This is a genomic window from Mesorhizobium muleiense (assembly GCF_900099905.1).
GTDB classification, from domain to species: Bacteria; Pseudomonadota; Alphaproteobacteria; order Rhizobiales; family Rhizobiaceae; genus Mesorhizobium; species Mesorhizobium muleiense.
The window spans coordinates 146,208-152,207 of sequence record NZ_FNEE01000014.1; the positions used below are offsets into that span (position 1 = coordinate 146,208).

Annotated in this window: 8 protein-coding genes and 1 pseudogene; 7 read left to right on the top strand and 2 right to left on the bottom strand. The window is 63.0% G+C overall.

All coding sequences use genetic code 11. The annotated features are described in order from the left end of the window. Positions 1 to 85 precede the first annotated feature (85 nt). Together BLT09_RS22525 and BLT09_RS22530 are read left to right on the top strand one after the other, a co-directional pair. Positions 86 to 562 carry an SRPBCC family protein gene (locus tag BLT09_RS22525; protein ID WP_091596838.1) on the top strand — a complete coding sequence of 159 codons (477 nt, stop codon included), beginning with the start codon at positions 86 to 88 and terminating at the stop codon, positions 560 to 562. Positions 563 to 584: 22 nt separating this feature from the next. Further along, positions 585 to 1,001, top strand: coding sequence for a GFA family protein (locus BLT09_RS22530; protein ID WP_091596841.1), 417 nt, complete (start codon positions 585 to 587; stop codon positions 999 to 1,001). Between the two features lie 63 nt (positions 1,002 to 1,064). Here BLT09_RS22530 and BLT09_RS22535 read toward each other — a convergent pair whose 3' ends face one another. Continuing rightward, on the bottom strand, positions 1,065 to 1,784 hold the full coding sequence (locus BLT09_RS22535; RefSeq protein WP_091596844.1) for a DUF899 domain-containing protein: 720 nt from the start codon (positions 1,782 to 1,784) through the stop codon (positions 1,065 to 1,067). Positions 1,785 to 1,989: 205 nt separating this feature from the next. Between BLT09_RS22535 and BLT09_RS22540 the strand changes: the two genes are divergently transcribed. The 5 genes and pseudogenes from BLT09_RS22540 (at position 1,990) to BLT09_RS22555 (ending at position 5,001) form a co-directional block, all read left to right on the top strand. Then, on the top strand, positions 1,990 to 2,574 hold the full coding sequence (locus BLT09_RS22540) for a GNAT family N-acetyltransferase (protein WP_091596894.1): 585 nt from the start codon (positions 1,990 to 1,992) through the stop codon (positions 2,572 to 2,574). Between the two features lie 109 nt (positions 2,575 to 2,683). After that, positions 2,684 to 2,884: pseudogene (locus tag BLT09_RS35050) on the top strand (sigma-54-dependent Fis family transcriptional regulator); the annotation flags it as partial. Positions 2,885 to 3,052: 168 nt separating this feature from the next. Beyond that, entirely contained in the window at positions 3,053 to 3,289 is a 237-nt protein-coding gene (locus BLT09_RS35855; RefSeq protein ID WP_425284482.1) for a peptidase dimerization domain-containing protein, read from the top strand. After that, positions 3,258 to 3,542 (top strand): hypothetical protein, encoded by a 285-nt coding sequence (locus BLT09_RS22550; protein ID WP_091596847.1) that lies wholly within the window; start codon positions 3,258 to 3,260, stop codon positions 3,540 to 3,542. Before BLT09_RS35855 ends, BLT09_RS22550 begins: the two co-directional genes overlap by 32 nt. A gap of 190 nt (positions 3,543 to 3,732) precedes the next feature. Next, positions 3,733 to 5,001: an adenylate/guanylate cyclase domain-containing protein gene (locus BLT09_RS22555; RefSeq protein ID WP_091596850.1), complete on the top strand. Its 1,269-nt coding sequence runs from the start codon at positions 3,733 to 3,735 to the stop codon at positions 4,999 to 5,001. A 312-nt stretch (positions 5,002 to 5,313) separates the two neighbouring features. On the opposite strand, the gene BLT09_RS35055 is transcribed toward BLT09_RS22555, so the two are convergent. Further along, positions 5,314 to 6,000, bottom strand: a 687-nt coding sequence (locus BLT09_RS35055; RefSeq protein WP_280141212.1) for a nucleotide disphospho-sugar-binding domain-containing protein, incomplete at its 5' end; no start/stop codon positions are given.

Sequence of the window (6,000 nt, forward strand, 5' to 3'; positions counted from 1 at the left end):
CAGATGCCATTCGCGACAAGATTGTCACTCACACGAACCCGGTTTCCCCATCTACCTATGCTCGCGAAACAAAAGGAGCGTAGCAATGACCAGGGAAACGATCAGCTTTACTTACACGACCTATATTGTCTCGACACCGGGAAAGGTGTTCGAGGCGATAACCAAACCGGACCTCGCACGGCGCTACTGGGGCCACGAGAACGTCTCCGACTGGAAGCCCGGCTCGAGCTGGCAGCACATCCGCGCTAATGACGAACGGACCGTCGAGCTCGTCGGCAAGGTCGTCGAGGTGTCGCCGCCGACCCGTCTCGTCATCACCTGGGCAAACGCTTCGCAGGCGTCCGATCCGGCGAGCTACAGCCGGGTGACCTTCGAGCTCGAGGAATACGAGGCCATGGTCCGGCTGACCGTCAGCCATGACGACCTCGAAGCCGGCAGCGGCATGGCGAACGGCATCAAAAAGGGTTGGCCGATCGTCCTCTCCAGCCTGAAATCCTTCCTCGAAACCGGCCAGGCGATCGATGTCTTCGCCAGGCCGCGCGCGTCCGAACTGGCGGCCTGACCCGGATTATGGAGCTGAGCAGATGAATACTCTCTACACCGGCGGATGCGCGTGCGGCGCGGTCCGTTACGAGGCAAAGGCCGCCCCGATCTTCGAGAACCACTGCCAATGCCGCGACTGCCAGAAAAGAAGCGGCACCGGTCACGGATCTTACCTGACGTTTCCGTCGCGGGCGGACGTGACGATCACCGGTGTGACGACGGACTGGCGTGTCGCGGCGGACAACGGAAATGTCAAAATCCATTCCTTCTGCCCGGTCTGCGGAACGCCGACCCACCTGACATACACTGCCATGCCGGACGTGATCACGGTCCATGCCGCAAGCCTCGATGATCCGGGCCGGTTCAATCCGACCGTGGTGACGTACGGTATCCGGGCCCTCCCCTGGGACAAGATGGAAACCGGGCTGACGACGTTCGAGAAAATGCCATCAGGTTGACGGCCCGGCGGGAGGGCGGACGCGCACTATTGTTCAGGAGGCGGATCTGCGCCCCTGCGACATTCAGCGGTTGCCGTACTCGTCATGGCGGCGCCACCACTCCTGGGGGAACTCGAGCCCGTTCTCGTTCCTTCCCCACGGAGCCAGGTCGAGGAAACGGTAGACCCCCATAAACGCCTCGGTGCCACGGGCGTAGGTCGAGTAGGTGTGGTAGACGGCACCGTCCTGGAGCGCGAAGACGCTCATTCCCTCCTTCTGCGGCTCCGCCCTGTCGACACGCTGATAGTTGTAGTCGGCGCCGTCTCTCTGCTGCTCTTCGGTGAAGGCGGCGCCGAGGTCGTATTTGAAATCGCTCCCGAGCGACGAAACCCACGGGAAGCGCCAGCCCATTTGCCGCTTGTAGTCCTGGATCTCCTGCAACGGGGCGATCGATTCGCAAACCAGGGTAATGTCGCGGCCGTTCAGGTGGGGGATGACGCAGTCGAAGTGATCGGCGATCAAGGAGCATCCGGTGCATCCTTGGCGCTCATCGGTGAGCCGGTATCCGTAGCCGAACATGAAATGATAGACGAAGAGTTGCGAGCGCCCCTGGAAGAGGTCGGCGAGCGAGGCGCTGCCCTCCTCGGTCTCAAACAGATACTCCTTGTCGATCCGAACCCAGGGCAGCTCCTGTCGCTGTCGCGCCAGCTCGTCGCTCTGCCGCATGAGCCTTTTCTCCGCCTCGAGCAGTGCGAGCCGCGCTCCGAGCCATTCCTCGCGTGTTCCGGTCTTGTGTTTCGTCATCGCTGCTGTCTCCTTCCTCGGGGATCTTCCTTTCCGTTTCTCGAAACAACTTGTTGCGTCAGGCGTTAAACTCAATGCCGGAGGCGAAACATGGCAGCTGGATGTGGCGGTTTCCGATGCACTGCCTGATCCCTGCCCGCTTGTTGCGGCGCCCGTTGAGGGCGCGGGCGCCTCGTCGAATCATTTGCGTCGTTTGGAGGGCAGCATGAAATCGCCGACAGTGAGGGTTATGGCCGCGTCCGATGAAGATCCGGCGATCGGAACAATCTCGCTGGCGTTTGCAGCGGATCCCATGGCACGATGGACCTGGCCGCATGCACACCAGTACCTTGCGGCCATGCCGCGAATGGTCCGCGCCTTCGGGGCCAGGGCATTCTCAAACGGAAGCGCTTTTTGCACCGATGGCTATGTCGGGACGGCGTTGTGGCTGTCGCCCGGTGTGCATCCCGACGAGGAAGGGCTTGGTGCGGTTGTCGAGAGCACGGTTGCGCCCTCCCTTGCCCCTGAAGTCGCCGCTGTATTCGAGCAGATGGCCAAGTACCATCCGGCCGAACCGCATTGGTACTTGCCCGTGATCGGCGTCGACCCAGCGCATCAGGGCGAAGGCCACGGCGAGGCCTTGATGGCATACGCGCTCGCGCAGTGCGATCGCGATCACGCGCCCGCCTATCTGGAGTCCTCGAACCCGCGCAACATCCCGTTCTACGGGCGCCACGGCTTCGAACCGCTCGGCGCGATCCAGGTCGGTTCATCGCCGACGCAAGTCCCGATGCTGCGGCGACCGCGTTGAGCCAGGCAGGGCAGACGAGCGAAGCGTCAGCCGCCATCCCGTGGTGTCGGCGCAAGGGTATTTCGGTGAAGGGCATTTCGGTGACAGTGGACTTTTTGCCGTGCTCGGCCCGCCACGCCATCTGACAGAGGCGGAATTGGGAGAGGCCCGGCAACGCATTGAACCGCTCGTCCGGGCCGCCCAATCGAGCTTGGACCGGCTCTATCTTGCGGTGGGCGATGTCGGATGCTGCGTCCTGCTCGCCGATCGTGACGGCGTGCCGGTCGAACGGCGCGGTGCGCCTGTGGATGACGAGGCTTTTCATTCCTGGGATGGCTTCGGCTTTCACCAGTCTGCCTGTTGCGGTCTGTCTGCTGGGCAACGCTGTCCGCCTGCACTTCCGTCTCGTAGGGCGAAGGCTGACCGCCACCGACGTCGCCCGCATCGGCGACACGCCCGTCTGGTTCTTCCGACGTTTTTTCTTTCGCTTCGCGCTGGGGTGTCGTCTCGGAACTCTTCCATACGTCCTGGCATCGACTTCAACGGCATCGTGGGCGGCAATATAGGCCCCGGCGAACGATCGGTTCTACCCTCATCGGCCACAGCTCGACTGTCGTTCCGCCTGGTTGGTGGTCAGCGACCGGAACATATCCGCGCCTTGTTTCGAAACTTCGTCGAGGCTCGCCTTCCTGCCGGCTGTCAGGTTGTGTTCGAGGGGGGCCGGCGGGAACGGTGACGAAGCCAGCCCCTACATCGCAGCCACGGCGCGAGCGCTTGACGCAGAATGGCCAGAGCCGACGCTGATCAAGGGAACAGGCGGCACCGTTCCACTGGTCGGGCTCCTCACCGACCGCCTTTGCTTCAATTGCATCGTCACGGGCTTCATCCTCGCCGACGATGCCATTCATGCCCCTGACGAGCGGTACGGTGTCGATCGGCTTCGCAAGGGAATACGCGGTTGGGTGCGCATCCTGTCGGAATTGCGGTAACATTACTCGGTTCGGTTCAGAGTCCGTGCCGAGACTCGTAAATCCCCATTTGGAGCACCGACAACATCCGATCCAGGACAGCAAGCATCAGCTTGTCATCGGGTGACGTGCTTGTGCTCCGTTGACCACGCATGTGATATAAAACACCGTGGCGCCGTTTTTGCGGTGCAATGGGAAGCTATCGTCGGCAATGAAGATCAGCGATTGCGATGAAATTGCCACCTGGCTCGCGGAGGCTGGGCTGCTTGGCATCCGCAGCGAGGAATCGCTTGTACAGGCCTTCTGCGAGCGTTGCGTCGAAGCAGGGCTGCCGCTGGGCAAGGCGTTTGTGATGATCGACACGCTGCACCCGATGCACGAGGCACGCGCCTTCTTCTGGGACGAAGACGAGTCGATCAGCTTCCGCGAAGAAGAATACCCGTCGAGCCGTGAGGGCAAGGGAGCGGAGTTGTGGAAGCGCAGCCCGTTTCTGGAGATGCTGCGGCGGCGTGAATTGACCCTACGTTGCCGGCTCGAAGCAGGCGAAACGCGCGGCTTTCCGGCGATCGAGGAGCTGCGCGATGCCGGCCAGACGGACTATCTTGCGATCGTCTATCGTATCCGGCAGGCGATGAGGGTCGAGGATGTCGATGCATTCTACGCCCGCTGGACCACAGCGCGCCCGGGTGGATTTTCGGAGGAGGAAGTCGCTGTTCTGTCCCGGCTTACACCGCATCTGGGATTGGCGGTTCGTTCGGCTGCGCAGACAAGGCTCACCAAGACGCTGGTCGAGGCATATCTCGGCCGGGGGCCTGGTCGCCAGGTGCTGAGCGGCGGCATCCGCCACGGCTCGGTGAAGAGGATCAACGCCGTACTCTGGTTCTCCGACATTACTGGCTATACGAACCTGTCCGAGTCGGTTCAAAACGATCAACTCGTGCCGTTGATCAATGACTACGCCGAAGCGGTCATCGGCGCAGTGAAGGCCGCCGGCGGCGATGTGCTGAAACTGATCGGAGATGGAGTCCTGGCCATCTTCACCAGTTCGCGGCCCGAATATTCCTGTCGCGCCGCGGTGGAGGCAGAACGCGACATGCGCACACGGCTGCTGCAGCTTGCCAAACGCCGCAAAAACGATGGCCTTTCTGTCGCCGACATTCACTTGGGCCTGCATGCCGGCAGGGTCTTCTACGGCAATATCGGCACTCCGGACCGTCTCGATTTCACCGTTGTCGGCCCGCCGGTCAATGAGGTCAGCCGGATCAGCTCCATGTGCGAGTCGGCCGGTCGCAATATGCTTTGCTCATCGGAATTCGCCGAGCTGCTACTCGGCGAGGAGCGCAAAAAGCTCGTTTCAGTCGGCCGGTTCGCGTTGCGTGGCGTCGGACGCGCGCAGGAGCTCTTTACCCTTGATCCCAGCCTGAGCCTGGAAGGCTCGCAGCCTTTGCCTGCTCCGCGGCGCCGGCAGGGGCGGGGCTAGTCGGAGGAAGGTGGACAAGCATGAATTCCCGGAACTCCGGAACTTCAGATCAGTAGTCTCTCATGTTCCAACCCGCGGATGAGACTCTGATCAACCGTCGTCTCTGAATGTGAAAGCGCGCCGAAAATTAACCCCGGGGCACCGGAACGCTTAAATGTCTGATGCAGCGGCCCTTTCCGGGATATTCGAAGGGTCACGATAGGCGCCTTCTGAGACCCCAGGGCCACACTAATTTTGCGCCGCGATATGCCGCTCTGTAATTTCGGCCAGGCTGGGCCCGGCCCCCTCAATCCTCGCTTCAACCATGCCGCATCAGCTCCTTTTCAAGCGGCCACCCTTCTTTCCCTTCCAGTGGAAGGCAGGGCAGGCCTCGTCCTGCCCCTGCCTGTCCGGCGAGGACCGGGAGAACGGGGGACAAGCTGAAAACCGGAACGGGGATCGCCCACCCGAAGGGCGGGCCGGAGTCCGCGGAGCGGATTTCGGCCGGTGCTGCAGGCCGAAGCATGGGTACGGCGACCGTCGTCGACATGGTTCAGCGCCCCTGTGCTCGATCGGTCGCGATGCTCCGAGCGCGTCGTCGAGATACCGCTCGAGCTCGTCGGCGGCACGCCGGGCGCCGCCGGCCTGCCTTTGTGCGGCGCCCTGTGCGGCTGCCGCCTCGCGGAAGCGCAGCTCGTCCAGCAGACTCCGGGCGAGCGCCTGCACCGTCTCTGCAGTGGCGTCGTCCGTGCGGAGCTCGAGGCCGGCACCGAGCTCTACAACCCGCCGCGCCACCATTGGCTGGTCCGCCCCCTGTGGCACGACGAGTGTCGGCACCCCGGTCCGCATCGCCTCGTTGACACTGTTCATGCCGCCGTGAGTCACGAAGAGCGCCGCCCGGGCCAGCACCTGGAGCTGCGGCACGGATCGGCGGGCCAGCACGTTGGCTGGCAGCGGACCCAGGTCTGCCGGTTCCGTGGACCCGGTCGAGACGACAACGGTGCCGCCCAGCGGTGCCAG

What these genes read in the sequence shown, in the direction of transcription:
- BLT09_RS22525 (WP_091596838.1), top strand. Translation starts at nt 86, where the DNA reads ATGACCAGGGAAACGATCAGCTTTACTTACACGACCTATATTGTCTCG.
- BLT09_RS22530 (WP_091596841.1), top strand. Translation starts at nt 585, where the DNA reads ATGAATACTCTCTACACCGGCGGATGCGCGTGCGGCGCGGTCCGTTAC.
- BLT09_RS22535 (WP_091596844.1), bottom strand. Translation starts at nt 1,784, where the DNA reads ATGACGAAACACAAGACCGGAACACGCGAGGAATGGCTCGGAGCGCGG.
- BLT09_RS22540 (WP_091596894.1), top strand. Translation starts at nt 1,990, where the DNA reads ATGAAATCGCCGACAGTGAGGGTTATGGCCGCGTCCGATGAAGATCCG.
- BLT09_RS22555 (WP_091596850.1), top strand. Translation starts at nt 3,733, where the DNA reads ATGAAGATCAGCGATTGCGATGAAATTGCCACCTGGCTCGCGGAGGCT.